Origin of the sequence: Dysgonomonas sp. 37-18 (assembly GCF_001899125.1) — a bacterium.
Taxonomy (GTDB): domain Bacteria; phylum Bacteroidota; class Bacteroidia; order Bacteroidales; family Dysgonomonadaceae; genus Dysgonomonas.
In genome coordinates this window covers 37042-57799 of sequence record NZ_MKVC01000006.1, presented here as the reverse complement: position 1 = coordinate 57799, position 20758 = coordinate 37042, and the positions used below count along the sequence as shown (strand labels likewise).

Here is a 20758-nt window from a genome sequence, read left to right as displayed (position 1 = left end):
ATCTAACTCGATTCCTTGTGACGAGCAAAAGTAGTATTATAAATCAAACTATTACTCGTCCTTTTATTTTTAAATAAGAGAGTTAACTTTTATTTGGTAAAAAGATCTGCATTATATTGATATTCTACCAATAAAAGATCAGAGAGATATCTATAAATAGAATAATTTAATATTTATCATGTACATTTGTATCTGAAAACTTAATAATAGAACGAATGAGAAATTTGTGTATAACATTGATAATTGTACTTGTAGTTCCTGCCGTATGGTTTTCTTCATGTGCTAAAGTTGATAACTATGAAGGAGCTGGAAAACCGACAGTTTCAGACGTCAGATTCAACGCCAATGATACATTACATCTTCAGGATGGAGAAGTCATAGTTTTGAATGATTCTACTAAAAGAGGTCCATCGCATATTGACACATTAATTATAGGCAAAACACTCTACCTGAATGCCCGTTTTAGAGACAACATTGGTTTATCAAGTTATAGAGTGAAGATGGAAATAAATAGTCAAGCAGGGGAGCCATATAAACTTTGGGCTCTTGGAGAAGATATTTTCAGTACAAAAAGACATAAGGTGACAGACACAATAATTATTCGCAATTCTTTGTTTTCGATTCCTTATTATGTTCTTAATAAAGACACTATATATATGAAACAAGGTGAACATGAGATACAAATTGCATATGGAAATATAGCAAACAAAACAGACTCTTCTTATTATAAGGTTTTGCTTCTTTCCAGAGACTCAATACTTTCAATCAGGAAGAAACAAAATATATAATCTGTTTGTTTTATAATCGAAGTAAAATATTAGTAACACTAAATAATGCAACCAAAGAAGCTATCGGAGCCATAATAAAATATCTATCGGGAGAGTCCCAAGCTGATGAAGATAACGGAGATAAAGGTTCTCTTGTCGGACAAGTCTTTATCATATTATTCATCCTCTTTATCTTGTATATTTCGTACCGAAACAATAAGGGAGGTCCATCTTCGGGAGGACGAAACCGTGGAGGTGGTGGCTGCTATGGTGGTTGGGGTAGCGGACGATCGGGAGGTGGCTGGAGCAGCGGAGGTGGTTTTGGTGGCGGAGGAGGCGGAAGCTTCGGAGGCGGTGGCGCCGGAAGAGGTTTCTGAAAAATCCTATAAAATATACGCTTATGGCAATCAATATAAAACCACAGATATTAAGATCACAGATCTTTATACTCGGTACAGGAATCATTCTGGGTATAATGGTGATGTACCTCATTAATACAAAAAAGAATGCTACGGTACAGATATCCCACAATATGGTACTTCAAGAAATAGAAAGTCTAGGCAATCTTGAAGTAACAAAGTATAGTATTCAGGATATGATGGAGTATAAAAAAATCCGAAGATGGCTGCCTAACGCAAAAACTGGACTAATTATATATGGAGAAGTTATATGCTGTGTAGACCTGACCAAATAAAACCCGAAGACATAACTGTTTCCGAAAAAACAATACATCTACAACTCCCCTCTCCCGAAATATGCCATGTAAAAGTTGATCATTCCAAATCGAGAGTATACGACATGGAATTCGGTCTATGGGAATCAACGGATATAGTTGATGAAGCATACACCTTTGCAGAACAACAGCTCAACGAAAAGGCCAAACAACTGGATATGCTCAGCCAAAGCAGAGACAATGCAGTAAACCTATTGAAACCTATCCTAAAAGCGATGGGATTCGAAGAGGTGGTTATTACATTCAGAGCTAAATCGGGCAAAGGATAAACCCCTTTTCATCAACAACCTCTATACCTCATACTTTAATTCTATATCTATTTTATTTAACATTAGAAGCACTCAATTATATTTTATAATATTTAATTTTACACAATCAAATTTAGGGAAACTAAAATAATGAATGATAGTTTAAAATTAAATAATCAATTATGCTTTCCGATATATGCTTTATCGAGACAAGTTACTGCAATATATCGTCCTTATCTCGATAAGATAGGACTCACCTATCCACAGTACCTCGTCATCATGGTTTTATGGGAACATAAAACGGTAACAGTAAAGCAACTAGGCGAATTACTTTGGCTCGATAGCGGAACTCTTACCCCACTCTTGAAAAGGATGGAAGCAAATGGATTCCTTATCCGCAAGCGTTCTTCCGAAGACGAAAGAGTAGTTGATATTCTTATCACAGAGAAAGGTGAAGCTTTGGAGAAAGAAGCAGAATCTATCCCTCCGGCAATGAAGAAAGCATTGGAGATTGGAGATGAGGAATTGGTAACACTTCGGGAACATCTAAAAAAAATACTGAATATAACGAGTAAATGCAATGCCAAATTGCTATAAATATTTTCTAATTATAATAAAACAACAAAAAACAATATGAGCTTAATAGAATCTTTGGAATGGAGATATGCAACAAAAAAATTTGACTCTTCAAAAAAAGTAGATCAAAAATTAGTCAACGATATTATTGATGCAGCTTGGCTTGCACCTACTTCATCGGGATTACAACCTTTTGAGGTAATAGAAATCACAAATCAAGAATTAAAAGAAAAAATTGTTCCGATTGCATTCAACCAACAACAAATAGCCGATGCATCGCACCTATTAGTGTTTGCCGCATGGGACAATTATACAGCACAACGCATAGACACAATATACAAACACACTACAGACGGCCGGAAGCAGGACCCCAACCAGTATAAAGATTACACAGATAGACTAAAAAATGCGTATTTACAGCGTCCGGCCGAACTGAACTTCGAGCATGCAGCCCGTCAGTCATATATTGCATTTGCATTCGCAATGGCTATGGCTGCAGAGCTTAAAGTAGACAGTACTCCAATGGAGGGTTTTGATAATGATGCATTAGATAAATTATTAAATTTGAACGAACGTGGCCTCAAAAGTGTTACAATACTACCATTAGGTTATCGTGACGAAAATAATGACTGGCTCGTAAATCTAAAAAAAGTACGTCATCCTAAAAAAGATTTTCTTATCGAAATAAAATAATAATATTAACTAACGCTTAAAAACAAAAAAATTATGGCAAAAATAACATTTAAAGGATCTCCGGTTAATACTAGTGGACAATTACCTACAGTAGGTTCAATAGCTCCGGCTTTCACTCTTGTGAAAAAAGATTTATCAGACGTTACATTGAAAGATCTTAAAGGTAAAAATGTAATTCTAAATATTTTCCCAAGTATCGACACAGGAGTATGTGCTTCATCAGTTCGCAAATTTAACAAAGAAGCTGCAAGTCTTCCTAACACTGTTGTATTGGCTATCTCTGCGGACCTTCCATTTGCTGCCGGACGTTTCTGTACAGCAGAAGGTATAGATAATGTAGAACCAGCTTCTGTTTTCAGAAATGCTGAATTTGCAAAAGATTATGGAGTATTAACTGTTGACGGCCCATTGAAAGGTCTTTTGGCTCGTTCGGTGGTAGTACTTGATGCTGATGGAAAGGTGCTATACAATGAATTAGTAGAAGAAACTACAAATGAACCGAACTATGAGGCAGCCTTAAGTGTTCTAAAAAAATAAAAACTAGATAGCTGTAAAGCAATAAGAAGTATTTTTCAATCAAGGCTTTTGCAATATTGCAGAGGCCTTGTGCTTTTAGTATATACTTACATTATTTGTTAATTAAATCTTTATATGAAATATCTTGTTTTACGATTATACAATATTGCTTTATCGAATTCTCTAAAAGATTGTTACCTTTGCAATACTATTAACGAATAAATACTCCAATGAGAATATCTAAGTAATACGATGGTTGTAACAACCATTTTGTCAAATCCGGATTATCCGGTACATTTTGGTTAAATCAGTATTCAAATATATCAGACTATCCACAGTCTGCTAAACTTAGATATCATGTAATCCTCTATTTTTAAAGAATAAAAAGTATCAATCGATACTCTTATGTCAGTTGCATTTTGTTCAGACTTTTGAACAAAGGCATCAACTATCATGGCATATGCCACAAAACACAATTACCTAATTATTTATTACAAAAATAGATTTATGAGTATTATCGTAAAACGATTATCATATATACATCCTGATAAAGAGCCCTTATTTCATAATATCAATTTTTCTGTTCCTAAAGGACAAAAGGTTTCGTTGATTGGCAGTAACGGGTCTGGAAAGTCGACACTCTTAGGTATCATTTCAGGAAGTGTTCAACCATCCGAAGGAAAAGTTATCTATCAGGATGAACGCCCCTATTATGTACCTCAACATTTTGGTCAATACGATCATTACACGGTTGCCGAAGCTTTACAAATCAGTGAGAAATTGAGAGCACTTCATGCGATATTAGAAGGAAATACAGATATGACTAACTTTACACTCCTCGCAGATGATTGGAATGTAGAAGAACGTGCGTATAGCGCCCTGTCAAAATGGGGTTTACCTCATATTCAGCTATCAGAGATGATGAGAAACCTTAGCGGAGGAGAAAAAACAAAAGTATTTTTAGCAGGAACTTACATCCATTCTCCAGCCAATATTTTACTGGATGAACCGTCGAACCATTTAGATAAAGCTGGTCGGGCGCAATTGTATGATCTTATAAAAAATAGTAGTGCTACTGTAATTGTAGTAAGTCACGATCGCACTTTACTCAATTTGATTGATCTGACGTTTGAACTCACTCACAATCAGATTGAAGTCTATGGTGGGAACTATGAGTTTTACAAAATACAGAAAGCTGAACAGCAGGAAGCATTACAGTCCCAACTTGAAGAAAAGCAAAAAGAACTTCGCAAAGCCCGAAATATAGCCAGAGAAACAGCAGAAAAAAAACAAAAACGCGATGTACGAGGTAAAAAAGATCTGGGAGATAAAGGTATTCCACGTATCATGGTGAATACGATACGCAACAGGGCGGAATCGAGTGCAGCAAAGTTGCAAGAGACTCATGCCAATAAAATGGAGAATATTGCGGATGAAATGAAACAGTTACGCCAACAGCTACCCGAGAAAAGAGACCTCAAATTAAATTTTGACGATGCGAATCTCCATATCGGGAAAATATTGGTAACCGCCCAAAATATCAATTTTGGCTATAGTGATCAGATGTTATGGAGCATTCCTCTTGATTTCGAAATCAGAAGTGGAGAAAGGATAGTTATAAAAGGAGAAAATGGAACGGGGAAAACAACCCTGCTTAAACTTATATTTGGAGATTTAGAACCTAAGCAAGGGCATATTATCCGATCGAATTTTCAGTACTTATACATCGATCAGGATTATTCAATTATAGATAATGAACTTACGGTTTTTGAACAATTACAAAAATTCAATTCATATCATTTGAGTGAAGATGAATTACGCATTTTACTGCATAGATATTTGTTTACATATAATACATGGAACAAGCCATGCAAGATTTTGAGTGGTGGTGAAAAAATGAGGTTGGTATTTTGCTGTATGCAAGTTGATAACAAAGCTCCTGATATGTTTATTCTGGATGAACCGACTAATAATCTAGACATTCAAAGTTTGGATATTGTCACCGATACAATAAAAGATTACAAAGGAACTCTTCTGGTGATATCACACGATGCATACTTTGTAAGAGAGATAGGTATAACAAAAGAAATAGAGCTGAAGGATCATTAAATCCTTCAGCTCCCATCCTCAATAATTCGTTCGATCCTTATTTTACAAAAGAAAAGGCTAAAGCAGCCTGATCTTTAGGAAGTCCTGCCGGAATTGAGACTTCAATTCCTTGTGCTGTTTTCTTCCATTTTACAGTTTTCCCTGTCTGCAAGAATTTTATTTTACTTCCTTTTGCGGGTTCATTACCTTTCCATACAACAGTAGTAGGCAGAGGCTTTCCTTCTTCCAAGCACACAATAGCATATATCGTTTTGCCATCTTTACTTTGGGTGAACCACGTTTTACCATCATTATAAACAGGAGTAATGCGTGTGTTATATATCGCTTCTCCATTCTTGATTGTCCAATCACCTATTTTCTCCAATCGTTCAAGTACCTGATCCGGCAATGTTCCGTCAGGTTTTGGACCGATACCCAATAATAGATTCCCTCCTTTAGCTACAATCTCCACGAGGGTATGTATTACAGCTGCCGGTGATTTATACTGATCTGTAGGAACATATCCCCAGTCCCAACCAAGGGTAATACAGCTCTCCCAAGGATGATCGAGTTGTGTTTCGGGGATACCCCTTTCTGGTGTCTGATAATTTTCATTCTCTCCCGGAACAGTACGGTCTACCACCAATATACCGGGCTGATAACGACGTGCCATCGCTGCTATTTTAGGCATATCAATATCTTGTGCTCCTCTATAATTTTTACCGGCACGCTCGGCATCTCCGCTACGTGCAGGACGTACCCAGCCACCATCGAGCCACAATATATCAATATTACCATAGTCGCCGTTCATAAGTTCCTCTATCTGATTATAGGTAAACTCTTTGAACTTGTTCCATCTCCACTTATTTTTTTCAATATCGTAATTATTATTACGGTTGGGAGTCGGGTATCTATCCCACCAATAATATTGAGAATGCCAGTCGGGTTTTGAATAGTAAGCTCCGATCATATAACCTTCGCTACGAAATGCATTAAACACTTCTTTAGCAATATTACTACGTGGGTCATTCTTAAATGCACCCTTCGTTACCGAAAAATCAGATTGCTTTGTATCGAACAGGTTAAAGCCATCGTGGTGCTTTGTTGTGAAAACAACATAATTCATCCCTGCCTTTTTTCCATACTTAGCCCAAGAAGCCGGATCTAGTTTTTCAGGTTTAAAGCTATTTATCGTATTCCAATAATTTCGTTTATAGGCATCATAAGTAATTGTAGAATCACGAGGAATCCAATCTTCTTCTTCACCACAAATCGACCATGACTCTACAATTCCCAACTGAGAATATAATCCGTAGTGAATAAGCATTCCAAACTTCTGGTCTTGCCACTTGTCGAGTTTATCCAATACTTTTTCATCCTTAGGCCATGTGTACGACTCCGACCTGCCATGAGCAAAAGTTTGGGCAAATGTATTTGACGTTATCAATATCGACAACAATAAAAGAGTAATGATTTTTCTATTCATGCTATATTGAGATTTAAAATTTCTATTTTTTCTGAGTTACTTATCTTATATTTTTCCCTTTTTCATCTTCTCTGCCAATGCTTCAGCACATCGTTCACCATCCATTGCAGCAGAGACAATGCCTCCGGCATACCCGGCTCCTTCCCCACATGGGTAAAGCCCATCTATTTCTATATGCTGCATCGTTTCACGATCTCGGATAATACGTACAGGAGAAGATGTACGGCTTTCTACCGCCAGAAGTATTGCATCATTTGTCAAATATCCTTTATAGCTCTGCCCCACCTTTTTGAAGGCTTCTTGCAAGCGCGATGCAACAAATCTCGGCATCCATTCGTGCATCGAAGAAGATACAACTCCGGGAGCATATGATGTTTCAGGCAAAGTAGAGCTCTTCTTTCCGTTTACAAAATCATACAATCGTTGTGCAGGAGCCACCTGAGTCTTTCCTCCGTGTACCCATGCCGATTCTTCCAGATCTTCTACAAACTTGAGCAAAGCCAATTCATTATATTTTTCATATTCAGGAAAATCTTCAGGATGGATCTCAACCACTACACCTGAGTTAGACCAACGAGAGCCACGGTTAGATGGAGACATACCATTCACTACAACCTGTTTAGGTCCACTTGCCGATGGTACGATTGTTCCTCCCGGACACATACAAAATGAGTATACACCTCGCCCTCCTGCCTGAACTACAAAGCTATATTCTGCAGCAGGCAAATATTCTCCTCGTCCTTCTTCACAATGATATTGTATTTGATCGATCAGATGAGAGGGATGTTCTACTCTAAATCCAACAGCCAATCCCTTGGCTTCTATTTTTATTTTCTGGTCGTACAGCATATAATAAACATCTCGGGCTGAATGTCCTGTTGCTAAAATAACCTGACCATGAAAAACTTTTCCTATATTAGTTTCTATTCCTTTTACTCTACCGTCTTCTATAATCAGCTTATCCATGCGTGTTTGGAAGTGAACTTCTCCGCCTGACAATATGATTTGCACACGCATTTTTTCTATTATACCCGGTAGTTTATCTGTACCGATATGCGGATGTGCATCAACAAGCACAGATGCGTCAGCACCATGCTGGCAAAAAACATTCAGAATTTTTTCTACATTACCACGCTTCTTACTTCGAGTATAAAGTTTTCCATCCGAATAAGCCCCTGCTCCCCCCTCACCAAAACAATAGTTGGACTCTGGATTCACGACATGCTCACGATTCATCAGTGCTGTATCACGTTTACGATCACGAACATTTTTACCTCGCTCTACTACTATGGGGCGAATACCCAGCTCTATAAGGCGTAATGCCGCAAACAGCCCTGCCGGCCCTGCTCCTACGACAATAGCCTGCGGGCAATGCTTTACATTGGGGTAATAAGTAGTCTGGAAATCCGGATCATTTTGTTCTTCATTAATGTAGCCTCTTACTTTGAGGTTCACGAAAATATTTCGTTGGCGGGCATCAATAGAACGGCGAAGAATACGAACCGAATTTATATCTCTTAATGGAATACTTGTCTGGGATGAATAGATGCGTCTGACTTTCTCGATATCTGACGCCTGCTCTGGCGTAATGCGTAAGTCTATATCTTTTTGCATGATTTATTGTAATTGAAGCACAAAGATAAAATATTTAGAGCATAAAGAAAAGCACAAGTATCACTACTTATGCTTTTGTGCCATCAGTTACATTCACAATATTTATTCTAAATAAATTATCGCTAAATCTTTTTCATCACAGAATACATGACAAGCATCTGTATAAACCTTAATAGTCTTTCTAAACAGCTCCTTATCTTTTTTATATCCGACAAAGTCAACCTCCCCAATAAATTTGGTTTCATTCCACTTCGTTGGCTTCACAAAGTCAGGAAAATGCCTATCGAATCCGTCGCCTACAAAAAGATAGGTTCCCTGCTTCTGACAATACTGAAAAAATGTATCATTAAAATCCTTGAAGACACTGACGTTCTTCAATCCTTCCTTTGTTGCGATAAAAGACTTTACACTATCCAGCACATAAGGGCTCCCATCTTTATGCTTAACTCCGACACCAATCATACGCATCTCGTCTGTACAGTAAACAATATTATCATCAGCTTTATTATCAGAACACGATACGAAAAGAAAAGATAAGAATAAAAACAAAATAAACTTTTTCATAGTTATAACAGATTAGTATCTATATTATTATAGATGAATAGAGAAAGGTAAAAGCTGCATGAAAATATTTTTATCCTACATTCCGGTCTCTTTTTTTCACACGAACAGCATCTCCGGCATCGGGAGTTAACTTTGTGAAACCGTATAGAGAAACAATACCGAGTATTGCCACAAAGATGAAAGCCAAACGAAAATCTGCAACAGTATAATGTTCAGAATATCCGTTTATCATATTAGAGAATCTCAGGAATACTGCCCCCATTGCGATCCCCATTCCTGTAGACATTTGTTGCACGGTACTGTATAATGTGTTAGCCGCAGTCATCTGCTGCTGTGGTATTTCGGCAAAGGCCAAAGTTGTAATAGCACTAAACTGCATGGAACGAAACATACCCGAGAGGAACATTACAACAACAATCAATACGACAGGAGTAGTTGGTAAAAGCAATGCTGTGAAAAAAGAAAATAAAGCGACTAGAAAACCATTCACAACTAGCACTGTTCGGAAATTATAATGACGCATCACCCATATAGTCGCGGGTTTCATTGCCAAATTGCCTGCCATGGTAGCCAGAAACAATGATCCTGATTCAAATGGATTTAGCCCAAATCCTTCCTGAAACATCAATGGTATAAGATATGGTGCCACCCCTATCACCATACGGGAAATAGAACCTGTAAATATAGTTACCTTATAGGTAGGGATTCGTATAACAGAATAGTCTATCAGAGGATTTGATATATGTTTCGAATAGCGAACATTAAACAGAAGCAAACAAATACTAACCAGTATAAGTAATACAGATACATAGTACGGTACCTCCCTGCGGCTAAGTAGTTCCACCCCATACATAAACCCGACTAAGGCTGAACCACTGAGCACAAATCCGACTAAATCAAACCGCTTTTTAGGTAAGTTGTTCTTCTCTTCTTCAGGAATAAAACGCCAGGCGAGAATCACACAAATTATACTAATAGGGATATTCAGGTAAAAAATCCAATGCCAGGTCCAATAAGTCGTAAGATACCCTCCTACTACCGGCCCTAAAATAGGCGCGACAAGCGCAGGCCATACAATGTATGCCATTGCCGTCACCAATTTGTCTTTCGTTACCGACTTTAATACAGCAAGCCTTCCCACGGGAGTCATCATTGCACCTGCCATACCTTGAAATATTCTGAATATAACAAACTGTGTCAATGTCTGAGACATACCACATAAAGCTGATGCAGTGATAAACAACACGATGGATGTACAAAAAACTCTACGTGTGCCATACCTATCGGCAATCCAACCACTTACTGGAATAAAGATAGCTAATGCAATCAGATAGGAAGTAATACCCGCACTCAGATGCACAACATCTGTATTGAAAGACCGAGCCATAGCGGGAATGGCTGTATTTACGGCAGTGGTATCAAGCCCTTGCATAAAAAAAGCAATGGCAACAACTAATGATACGGTATAGGTCTTATCGATTTTCATCGGCGAAGAGTTACTCTGTAAAAACGAATGCAAAGTTAGTTTTTTTAGTAACTATCAGCTAAGGAGTAAATAAAAAGAGTAGAACACTAAACACACAAGACACTAATAATCAATAACTAAAAAGCGACAAACAAGAATAAATTTATGATCCCTTAACTTTCCTCGGCAGTAGTTAGCGTCTCTTTGGTAAAAGGTATTCTTTCTTTCAATGGTTCTTTTCTATATGAGCAGTCCTTAACGCGACAAACCGAGCAATATTTCTCGAGGCATGAATCGGAGTGTATAGATATCAATGTATGCTGAGGGAATAACTTGATAAGACTTAATCTTAATTCTTCACAAGAAGAATGTCCTTGATCTATATTATAATACCATGGCAGAGTGAGATCACAATCTATAAAAAAGTCGCTTCCTGATTTTAACACCTTCAGATTGTGAATATCAATCCAATCATCCTTTCTATTTTCATTTATCGATTTGGTTATTTTCTCCAATGCAGCAATATCTGCCGTATCAATCAGATTTTGTATCGTTTTTCGCAAAATACCTATTCCTGTAAAAACAATTATTCCACCAAAAATAATTGCAAGAGCACTATCAATCCATACCAAACCGGTGAAATAAAGTATCAATAAACCTGCAACAAGCCCAATAGTAGAATATGTATCCGATTGGAGATGCTTTCCACCTGCAACAAGTGCTATAGAATCATACTTCTTCCCCTGATGAATACTATAATAACCAAGAATATAATTTACAATACCCGCAGCGGCAATAACAACAATACCAATATCCAGCTTTTCTATTACAGAAGGGGTAAACAATCTTGCAATACCTTCATAGATAATCAACCCTCCTGCCAAAATGATTAATATTCCTTCTATCGAAGCAGATATTAGTTCTATTTTACCATGCCCGAACGGATGATCCTGATCTTTGGGCTTGGCTGCTTTATGTATGGCATACAGGCTGATAAAACCGGCAACTATATTTACAATACTTTCCATTGCATCAGTAAGAATCCCAACAGAATTAGTCAAAACGTAGGCTGTAAATTTACCTATCATCAGAATAATACCACAAGCAACAACAAGAGTTTGTACTCTTTGTTTTATTTTATCCGGATTTGTTTTCATTATTAAAGCTAAGATAAAGTGCCTAATCAAGAGAGCCCTCTGAAATGTTTGAATTTAAGTTCAAATATACCTTTTTTTTCTAAAACAAGAACAAAACAATCCTAAGACTTAAGAAGTATTATAACTTATGTTCGTATATAAAAATAACTGAAAAAACTTTATCTTTGATTCTCAAACTAATTAAGGTATGAACTGGCAACAACTGCTTTCGGCAAAACGATTCGGTATGGAAGAATACCATGATGATAAACATCATGATAGAACTGATTTTCAAAGAGATTATGACAGGTTAATCTTTTCAGCACCTTTCCGCCGTTTGCAAAACAAAACACAGGTTTTTCCTCTTCCGGGTAGTATATTTGTGCATAACAGGCTCACCCATAGTATCGAGGTTTCTTGTGTAGGGCGCTCTTTAGGTGTTATTGTCGGTAAAGAACTAAGAAAAAAGTATCCAAATTCGTCGGCCGATTTCGAAGAAATAAACTCTATCATTGCTGCCGGTTGCCTTGCTCACGATCTGGGTAATCCCCCTTTCGGTCATTCAGGTGAAACAGCCATCACGAGCTATTTCTCTGAAGACAAAGGCATGCGGCTAAAGGAGAAAATAATAAAAGAAGGTGGACGCTGGGAAGATTTTATAAACTTTGAAGGCAATGCGAACTCAATACGTCTGCTTATACATCAGTTTAATGGCAGACGAAGAGGCGGTTTTGTTATGACCTACTCTATGCTAGCTTCAATAGTTAAGTACCCCTACTCTTCCATCGCTGCAAATGGAGCCGGCAAATTCGGTTTTTTCGAAGCGGAGGAAAAAGATTTCAGAAGAATAGCAAACGAATTGGGCATGCACTGCATTCAAGAAGATCCGTTAAAATACGCCAGACATCCCTTAGTATATCTCGTAGAGGCTGCCGATGATATTTGTTATAAAATAATGGATTTAGAAGATGCTCACAAGTTAGGACTATTAACTACTGAGCAAACAATAGAGCTCTTCTTGAATTTCTTTCCGGAAGAAAAACAGAGAAAAATGCAGAAAACGCTCCAGGTAGTCAGCGATATTAATGAGCAAATTGCATATCTCCGCTCAAGCGTTATCGGTTTACTTGTAGATGAGTGCTCTAATGTATTTCTGGAAAACGAACAGAGTATCCTGGATGGTGGGTTTGAAAAACCATTAATAAAATGTATTTCTCCATTGCCCAATAATGCTTACCAAATAGCTACAGATGTTAGCTATAAAAAAATATATAAAACAAAAGATGTAGTAGATATAGAACTGGCCGGGCATCGGATTATCGGATTCCTTCTCGACACATTTATATCGGCTGTGGAAGAGCCTAATGCAAAATATTCAAAATTGATTCTTAGCCGTATACCGGAACAATATGAAAAAGACGCACCAACATTATATCAAAGAATTCTTGCCGTTTTAGACTTTGTTTCAGGTATGACAGACGTATACGCCCTCGACTTGTACAGAAAAATCACAGGAATGAGTTTACCAACTGTTTAACATCTCTGATTTTATCGTTAATAAAGATTAACAACAACATAAACAAATAATCAGCAACACTTTAACAAACAAGAAAAGGAATAAAACAGAGCAAAATAAAATAAAAAATTGCAATATGAATTATAAATAATATATTTGTACCAACAAACGGATACAACTTTTTAAACTACAGCAATAATCAATTACATTGCTATAAAACATATTGATTTTAATAGAATTAAGAAATATAGCATTTTGTATCATATTGTCATATATTCACGCAAAACATGAAATTTCAGTTGTATTCATCCGAAAAGCCCGGAATGAGGAGTTATGCAAACGAATGAGATCTATAGTCCTGTCGCCCAGAATCATTATTTTGCACGTATGAATTATAAAAAACGAAAACGAACATTCTACCCGGAAGGATTGTGCTAAGTAATTATTGGTAATACTAAAAAATATACTCACATTAAATAGAAATAAAGATTAAATTCAGTGCCTGATGATATACGGAGATGTAATAAACTATTCACATTTGTATTTGTCTTCAATGTTTGTCCCTCCTTTTTCATTCTAGAGCTTGTGAAAGTATTGAAAGAAAAATCTCAGGCACTGAATTTTACTTTAATAAGCAAGTAAATCAAAAGAAGTATAACGCTCTGTTTGTTTATTTAGTTCACTATCCCGAAATTTCTACACTTTTACGTTTTTTGTTAAAAATAAGAGATATATAACCATCGTAATTTTATTTATTTATAAAAAAAGTATTTCCTTTGCGTAAAATAATGGAATACAAAACATTTTATATAATTACAGTCTAATGAGAAACCGTTTAATTGCATTTTTCACATTCTCAGCACTTTTGGGGACTACTTTTGTCTACGCACAAAGTAATCAGGGAAAGAACCAAGAGCAACAGCGCTATTTTGATATAAATAAGAACATCGAAATATTCAACAGTGTAGTCCGCGAGATGGATATGTTCTATGTCGATAGCCTCGACATCAATAAAACAATACGCACAGGCATAGACAATATGCTAGGCACGCTTGATCCTTATACAGAATACTACAATGAGGATGACATGAAAGAGTTTAGCACCCAAATAACAGGCGAATATGCCGGAGTTGGAGCTATCGTATCCTTCAAGGATGGAAGAGTTACTATTATAGAACCATACGGTGATAAGCCCGCCGCAAAAGCCGGATTGAAAGCGGGAGACGTAATCTTGGAGATAGACGGAAAAGATATGACTACCTGCGACTCTGTGCCCGGAGAAGTATTTGGACGCACATTGAGCAGTTTTGTAAGCAATAATCTAAAAGGGCAACCGGGAACAACAATAGAAGTAAAGGTAGAACGCAAAGGCGAGAAAAAACCTTTAACACTGAAGGTTGTACGCGAGAAAGTTGTTATGGATCCTATTACATACTATGGTATGGTAACTCCTACTATAGGATATATAAGTTTTAGCACCTTTACCGACAAAAGTGCTGCTGAAGTAAAAAACGCTTTCTTGGAGCTAAAGAAACAAGGCGCTAAATCCCTTATATTCGATGTACGCCAAAATGGTGGAGGAATCATGGAAGAAGCGGTTCAGATTGTAAATATGTTTGTGCCGAAAGGGAAAGTTGTGTTGTCTACCAAAGGAAAACTAAAACAGACCGATAGGACATACCGCACCACACTGGAACCAATAGATACTGATATACCAATCATTGTTTTAACGAATAGAGGCTCTGCTTCTGCTGCCGAAATCGTAGCCGGATCATTACAGGATATGGATAGAGCTGTACTCCTTGGCGAACGCACATTCGGAAAAGGACTGGTACAAGTAACTCGTGAAGTACCTTATGGAGGTGGAATAAAAGTAACCTCTTCTAAGTACTACATCCCCAGTGGCAGATGTGTGCAAGCAATAGATTATTCCCACAGAAATGCTGATGGTAGTGTGGGACGTATACCGGATAGCCTCACTACTGTATTTTACACTCAGGCAGGACGTCAGGTAAGAGACGGCGGAGGTGTTACTCCCGATATTGTAATGAATGAACCTAAAACCCCAAATATCACCTATTACCTCGAAAATCAATACATCGTTTTCGATTGGGTTACAGATTGGGTAGTCAGACATAAATCGATCGAATCGCCTGAAAAATTTTCTATATCTGACGAAGACTATGAGGACTTTAAGAAGTTCGTTAAATCCAAAGATTTTCAATACGATCGTATGAGCGAAAAGTCAATGGCTTCATTAAAAGAGGTGATGGAGTTTGAAGGCTATATGAAATATGCCAATGACGAGTTTAAGGCTTTGGAAGCAAAACTTATCCCGAACCTTGATCGGGACTTGGAAACCTTCAAAGAAGATATAATGAAACAGATAAACTCAGCCATCGTTAAACGTTATTATTATCAGCGTGGGGAGAAACTTTATTCTCTTAAACATGATGCTGACGTAGATAAAGCAATAGAAGTTCTCGGGGATACAGAATTGTACAAAAAGACATTGTCTGCTCCCGAAAAAATAGCAGAAACTGCGAAGTAAGAAAATTAATTTATAGAGGTAAGTAATTATTTCGTATCTTTGTGGATATCTAATTACTTACCTTTTTATTTATACATATATTACATTTACAAATGGAGTATAACACTCAGTTAAAAAAACTTACTCTTCCTGAATATGGAAGGAATATACAAAATATGGTCGACTATTGTCTTGCAATACCTGACCGAAACGAACGCAAACGCTGTGCAGATACTATAATAAACATTATGGGAAATATGTTTCCACACCTTCGTGATGTAAACGATTTCAAGCACATCTTATGGGATCACTTGGCTATTATGTCCGACTTTAAGCTGGATATTGATTATCCTTACGAAGTAGTTAAGAAAGAAGACTTGAACACCAAGCCGGGAAAAATAGAATATAGTCGTCCCGACATGCAATACCGCCATTATGGTAAAACATTGGAAAAGATGGCAAAGATGGCTATATCGATAGAAGATCCCAAAGAAAAAGAACAATTTATTTTGCTGGTTGCCACACATATGAAAAAATCATATATACAGTGGAACAAAGATGTTGAAGATCACAAAATATTCCTTGACCTTTATGATTTATCGGGTCATAAGATCGATATCAGGAACTCAAACATCAAACTTCCTGAAATGAAGGATCTAGGTCAGAGAAATACACCCAACAACAATGGTGGTGGGAAAAAAAGCAACCAACAAAAGAAAAAATAAACATGCCTGAGCTATGATAAAAGATAGCGAAGTATTTAAAATAGGGAAACTTATCAAACCTCATGGAATAAAAGGTGAGATAAGTTTTGCTTTTGAGAACGATATATTCGACCGGGTCGATTGCCCATACTTGATATGCCGCATAGACGGCATCTTTGTCCCTTTCTTTGTGGACGAATATAGGTTCAAAGGAAGTGAAACGGCTTTAATTACATTTGAGGGTGTCGACAGCGAAGATAAAGCAATGCAAATGTCGGGATTGGAAGTGTTTTTCCCCCGCAAATACTTTGAAGAAGAATCGGATGATGATATAGACTATTCGTGGAACTTCTTTATTGGATTTTCGGTAGTGGACAAAGTTGCCGGCAATTTAGGTACAATTGAAGAAATAGACGACAAAACGATTAACACACTATTCCTCGTGAAGAACGACGATGAAGATCTGATAATACCCGCAACAGAGGACTTTGTCGAAAAAATTGATGCTAAAAAAAGAATATTATATCTAAATCTGCCCGAAGGGTTGATATAGGCATACAATTTTTCAATAAATTTTATCATATATAGTATAAAGTCTGCTACACAAAGCTGTAGTAGAAAAGTGACATCAGAAACAACGTAAAAAATGTTACTTTTGTCACCTTTTACAAATAACCATCTATATATAAACCATTTAACAAAACACTCAAAATCATTTTAAGGCACTACAAGCACAAAAAGAAAAGATAGCAAGCAATTTAACGCCTATTTTCTATTTTATCTATCATTTTACCTGAAATAAAATTTTAACTTTGTTTTTTTGATATTCTTCTAATGAAAGATCGTATTACTGTAAAAATAGGAAGTCAGATATTAACCCGAAAAGACGGGACATTAGATGTCACACGTATGTCTGCACTGGTAGACCAGATTGCAGAGCTACACAAAAGTGGTGTCGAGGTTATTCTTGTATCATCGGGTGCTGTAGCATCCGGTAAATCGGAGATTAAAGTCAAGTCTAAGTTAGACACAATTTCTGCGCGTCAGCTATATTCCTCCATCGGACAGGTAAGGTTGATAAACCGGTACTCAGATTTGTTTCATCAACAAAATATTACCTGCGGACAGATATTGGCTACGAAAGAAGATTTTTCAACCAGACGACATTATCTTAATCAACGAAATTGCATGTCTGTGATGTTGGAAAATAAAGTCATACCGATAGTCAACGAGAACGATGCCATTTCTGTTACCGGACTTATGTTTACAGACAATGATGAGATGTCGGGGCTGGTAGCTACAATGATGGGCTGCGAAAAACTAATTATACTGAGCAATATCGACGGTATATATAATGGCAATCCGTCTGACCCTAAATCGGAGATATTTAAGAAGATAGATATTACAAAAGACAATATAGAAGACTGTATACAGTCTTCGAAGTCATCTACCGGACGTGGCGGGATGACTACCAAGTATAATATTGCACGCAAAGCTGCAGAAGAAGGAATTGAAGTAATAATAGCCAACGGGCGTAGAGACAATATACTTGTAGATCTTATAAAAGGGAAAGATGTGATTTCCACGCACTTTATCCCCTCTACAAAGAAAACAACAAGTATAAAAAAATGGATTGCTCACTCCGAAGGGTTTACCAAAGGAGAAATATACGTCAACCAAAATGCTAAAGAGGTACTCTTGGGAGACAAGGCTGTCAGCTTACTTCCTGTTGGTGTAACCAAAATTATTGGTAACTTCGAGGCTGACGATGTAGTGCGCATCATGGATGAAAAAGGGAAATTGATTGGCATTGGAAAAACGGCATATAGCAGCGAAAAAGCCAAAGAAGTAATAGGGAAAAATAATAAAAAAGCAATAATTCATTACGACTATTTATATATTGAAAAATAAAAATGGACGATTATCACCAGAATACGTTCCAGTTAGTTGCAGAGGCTAGTAAAAGCCTTAACTTATTGGAAGAAAAAGAAATAAACGCAATACTGGAAGCTATTGCAAAAGAGACCGAATCGAAAATGTATTACATTCTTGCAGAGAATCAGAAGGATTTGCAAAGAATGGATACAAGTAATCCAAAATACGACCGCTTGCTGCTCAATGAGCAACGGATAATGGATATTGTGAAAGATATCCGCAATGTAGCATCACTCCCCTCCCCTGTAGGAAAAGCACTAATGCAGAAAACACTGCCCAACGGACTGAACCTATCAAAGGTGACTGTGCCTTTCGGAGTGATAGGTATCATATACGAGGCACGTCCGAATGTCAGTTTCGACGTATTCTCGCTTTGTCTTAAATCTGGAAATGCCTGCATACTAAAAGGCGGCTCTGACGCTCGTTTTTCGAATGAAGCCATAATTGATTTGATAAGAAACGTATTGGACGCAAATGGAATCAATCCGAATGTCTGTACACTATTGCCTAACGACAGGACTGCAACAGAAGCATTAATGAATGCCCGCAACTATGTAGACCTTATTATACCTCGTGGTGGGCAAGAGCTGATAAACTATGTTCGTGAGAATTCTCGAATTCCTGTGATAGAAACAGGTGCAGGTGTTTGTCATACATATTTCCATAAAGATGGAGATATCAAGAAAGGGAAGGATATTATTACCAATGCTAAAATCAGAAAAGTGAGTGTCTGCAATTCCCTCGATTGCCTTGTTATAGATAGAGAAAGACTCGATGACTTACACTATCTGTGCGAAGACCTTGACAAGAAAGACGTTATTATCTATGCCGATAAACATGCATACGAAGCACTGTTCTCATACTACTCGTACGACCAATTAAAGAAGGCTGACGAAAAAAGTTTCGGCACAGAGTTTCTCGACTATAAGATGTCTATCAAAACAGTGACAGATATAGAAGAAGCAATAAGTCATATATCCAAATATAGCTCGAAACATAGCGAAGCTATCATCAGTGAGGATGCTGAAGCGATCAAGCTTTTTGAAAAAATGGTAGATGCAGCTTGTGTCTATTCCAATGCATCTACGGCATTTACCGATGGAGCGCAATTCGGACTGGGAGCCGAAATAGGTATCAGCACCCAAAAGATGCATGCCCGAGGGCCTATGGCATTAGAGGAGCTATGCACCTATAAATGGCTGATAAATGGTAATGGACAAACCAGGTCGTAAGAGAGATTAGGCTTTGATTTAGTACCGATAATGGAAAGAAACGTTACACTCGATTATTTCAAGGTATTTCTAAGTATATTGGTAATAACAATACACATAGGCCCATTATCAGCTACATACCCTTTGCTCAATTGGCTAATATCGCAAGGTATCGCGCGGATTGCAGTACCTTGTTTCTTTGTTATAAACGGATATTACCTTGCAAAAAAAATTGATAATCCGAAAGCCTTAAAAAAGTATATCCGACATCTACTGATAATATATGCCGTATGGTCGGCTTTTTATATATTATTGAATATAGATCAGCCACCCATTACAGTCTCGCTCTTCCTTGAATATATAGTTTTGGGAATCTTACATTTATGGTATGTAATCGCTCTGGTCTATGGAACTCTCTTGCTATATATCGCAAAGAGATTTATAAAGAATGATACTGCTCTTCTAGTCTTGGCGATTCTCATTTTCTCAATTGGTGTCTTCTGCGAACCATTGAGAGATGGGAATATACACATCGTAAGAAATGGCTTTTTTGTAGGTTTCCCTTTTATTTTTTTAGGATATTACATTTATAAACATAACTTAATACTAAAATCCGGTAGTATCACCTTGGCGGCTCTCATTGCATTAAGCCTTATCACATTATGTATTGAATCTTCATATGCCAAAGATATGTGCTTTGTACGAGATACCTACCTGTCACTCATTGTTTGTTGTCCTGCTATAATAATATTTGTATTTAAACATTCGAGCTATAGAATGCCTAATACATATCTTACTTATTTAAGTTCATTAGGCTCTGCAATATATTTTATTCATTACTTTGTCATTATTAAGCTATGGGATATAAGCATGCCTTATACAATTATCCGTTTCGGAGTTATTTTATTTTTATCAATTATTTTATCCGTTTTTATCATATACATAAACAAGCGGATAAAAATATTTCTATAACAGT

Annotated in this window: 20 protein-coding genes; 15 read left to right on the top strand and 5 right to left on the bottom strand. The window is 37.0% G+C overall.

Annotation, left to right across the window (positions count from 1 at the left end; genetic code table 11):
- The first annotated feature begins 215 nt into the window (after window positions 1-215).
- The 8 genes from BGO84_RS02265 to BGO84_RS02230 all read left to right on the top strand — a co-directional run bounded on the left by BGO84_RS02265 (window position 216) and on the right by BGO84_RS02230 (window position 5642).
- Window positions 216-788 (top strand): hypothetical protein, encoded by a 573-nt coding sequence (locus BGO84_RS02265; protein WP_135105173.1) that lies wholly within the window; start codon window positions 216-218, stop codon window positions 786-788.
- Between the two features lie 5 nt (window positions 789-793).
- Window positions 794-1144 (top strand): hypothetical protein, encoded by a 351-nt coding sequence (locus BGO84_RS02260; RefSeq protein ID WP_291027289.1) that lies wholly within the window; start codon window positions 794-796, stop codon window positions 1142-1144.
- A gap of 23 nt (window positions 1145-1167) precedes the next feature.
- Window positions 1168-1461: a DUF4230 domain-containing protein gene (locus tag BGO84_RS02255; RefSeq protein WP_291027287.1), complete on the top strand. Its 294-nt coding sequence runs from the start codon at window positions 1168-1170 to the stop codon at window positions 1459-1461.
- Window positions 1437-1769: a DUF4230 domain-containing protein gene (locus BGO84_RS02250; RefSeq protein ID WP_291027286.1), complete on the top strand. Its 333-nt coding sequence runs from the start codon at window positions 1437-1439 to the stop codon at window positions 1767-1769. The genes BGO84_RS02255 and BGO84_RS02250 overlap by 25 nt, the downstream gene beginning before the upstream one ends.
- 129 nt (window positions 1770-1898) lie before the next feature.
- Window positions 1899-2345, top strand: coding sequence for a MarR family transcriptional regulator (locus BGO84_RS02245; RefSeq protein WP_291027284.1), 447 nt, complete (start codon window positions 1899-1901; stop codon window positions 2343-2345).
- Between the two features lie 36 nt (window positions 2346-2381).
- A complete protein-coding gene (locus BGO84_RS02240; RefSeq protein ID WP_283687193.1) occupies window positions 2382-3017 on the top strand; it encodes a nitroreductase family protein in 636 nt (211 codons plus the stop codon).
- A gap of 33 nt (window positions 3018-3050) precedes the next feature.
- Complete coding sequence (tpx, locus tag BGO84_RS02235; RefSeq protein WP_291027282.1) at window positions 3051-3554, top strand: thiol peroxidase; 504 nt, start codon at window positions 3051-3053, stop codon at window positions 3552-3554.
- A 486-nt stretch (window positions 3555-4040) separates the two neighbouring features.
- Window positions 4041-5642, top strand: a complete 1602-nt coding sequence (locus BGO84_RS02230) for an ABC-F family ATP-binding cassette domain-containing protein (protein WP_291027280.1) — start codon at window positions 4041-4043, stop codon at window positions 5640-5642.
- 37 nt (window positions 5643-5679) lie between these two features.
- Here BGO84_RS02230 and BGO84_RS02225 read toward each other — a convergent pair whose 3' ends face one another.
- The 5 genes from BGO84_RS02225 to BGO84_RS02205 all read right to left on the bottom strand — a co-directional run bounded on the left by BGO84_RS02225 (window position 5680) and on the right by BGO84_RS02205 (window position 11907).
- Window positions 5680-7107 carry an alpha-L-fucosidase gene (locus tag BGO84_RS02225; protein WP_291027278.1) on the bottom strand — a complete coding sequence of 476 codons (1428 nt, stop codon included), beginning with the start codon at window positions 7105-7107 and terminating at the stop codon, window positions 5680-5682.
- A gap of 45 nt (window positions 7108-7152) precedes the next feature.
- Window positions 7153-8721 carry an FAD-dependent protein gene (locus BGO84_RS02220; protein WP_291027276.1) on the bottom strand — a complete coding sequence of 523 codons (1569 nt, stop codon included), beginning with the start codon at window positions 8719-8721 and terminating at the stop codon, window positions 7153-7155.
- 102 nt (window positions 8722-8823) lie between these two features.
- A complete protein-coding gene (locus BGO84_RS02215) occupies window positions 8824-9285 on the bottom strand; it encodes a hypothetical protein (protein ID WP_291027274.1) in 462 nt (153 codons plus the stop codon).
- Window positions 9286-9355: 70 nt separating this feature from the next.
- Window positions 9356-10771, bottom strand: a complete 1416-nt coding sequence (locus BGO84_RS02210; RefSeq protein ID WP_291027272.1) for a DHA2 family efflux MFS transporter permease subunit — start codon at window positions 10769-10771, stop codon at window positions 9356-9358.
- 152 nt (window positions 10772-10923) lie between these two features.
- Window positions 10924-11907 (bottom strand): cation diffusion facilitator family transporter, encoded by a 984-nt coding sequence (locus tag BGO84_RS02205; protein ID WP_291027270.1) that lies wholly within the window; start codon window positions 11905-11907, stop codon window positions 10924-10926.
- 187 nt (window positions 11908-12094) lie between these two features.
- On the opposite strand from BGO84_RS02205, the gene BGO84_RS02200 reads away from it, so the two are divergent.
- From BGO84_RS02200 to BGO84_RS02170, 7 genes are all read left to right on the top strand, one after another.
- On the top strand, window positions 12095-13423 hold the full coding sequence (locus BGO84_RS02200) for a deoxyguanosinetriphosphate triphosphohydrolase (RefSeq protein ID WP_291027268.1): 1329 nt from the start codon (window positions 12095-12097) through the stop codon (window positions 13421-13423).
- 802 nt (window positions 13424-14225) lie between these two features.
- Window positions 14226-15953, top strand: coding sequence for a S41 family peptidase (locus BGO84_RS02195; protein ID WP_291027266.1), 1728 nt, complete (start codon window positions 14226-14228; stop codon window positions 15951-15953).
- 92 nt (window positions 15954-16045) lie between these two features.
- Window positions 16046-16657, top strand: a complete 612-nt coding sequence (locus tag BGO84_RS02190; RefSeq protein ID WP_135105157.1) for a DUF4290 domain-containing protein — start codon at window positions 16046-16048, stop codon at window positions 16655-16657.
- Window positions 16658-16670: 13 nt separating this feature from the next.
- On the top strand, window positions 16671-17189 hold the full coding sequence (gene rimM / locus BGO84_RS02185; protein ID WP_291027264.1) for a ribosome maturation factor RimM: 519 nt from the start codon (window positions 16671-16673) through the stop codon (window positions 17187-17189).
- Between the two features lie 281 nt (window positions 17190-17470).
- Complete coding sequence (gene proB, locus BGO84_RS02180; protein ID WP_291027262.1) at window positions 17471-18547, top strand: glutamate 5-kinase; 1077 nt, start codon at window positions 17471-17473, stop codon at window positions 18545-18547.
- A gap of 2 nt (window positions 18548-18549) precedes the next feature.
- Window positions 18550-19803 carry a glutamate-5-semialdehyde dehydrogenase gene (locus BGO84_RS02175; RefSeq protein ID WP_291027260.1) on the top strand — a complete coding sequence of 418 codons (1254 nt, stop codon included), beginning with the start codon at window positions 18550-18552 and terminating at the stop codon, window positions 19801-19803.
- Window positions 19804-19833: 30 nt separating this feature from the next.
- Window positions 19834-20754, top strand: a complete 921-nt coding sequence (locus BGO84_RS02170; protein ID WP_291027258.1) for an acyltransferase — start codon at window positions 19834-19836, stop codon at window positions 20752-20754.
- The last annotated feature ends 4 nt before the right edge of the window (window positions 20755-20758 follow it).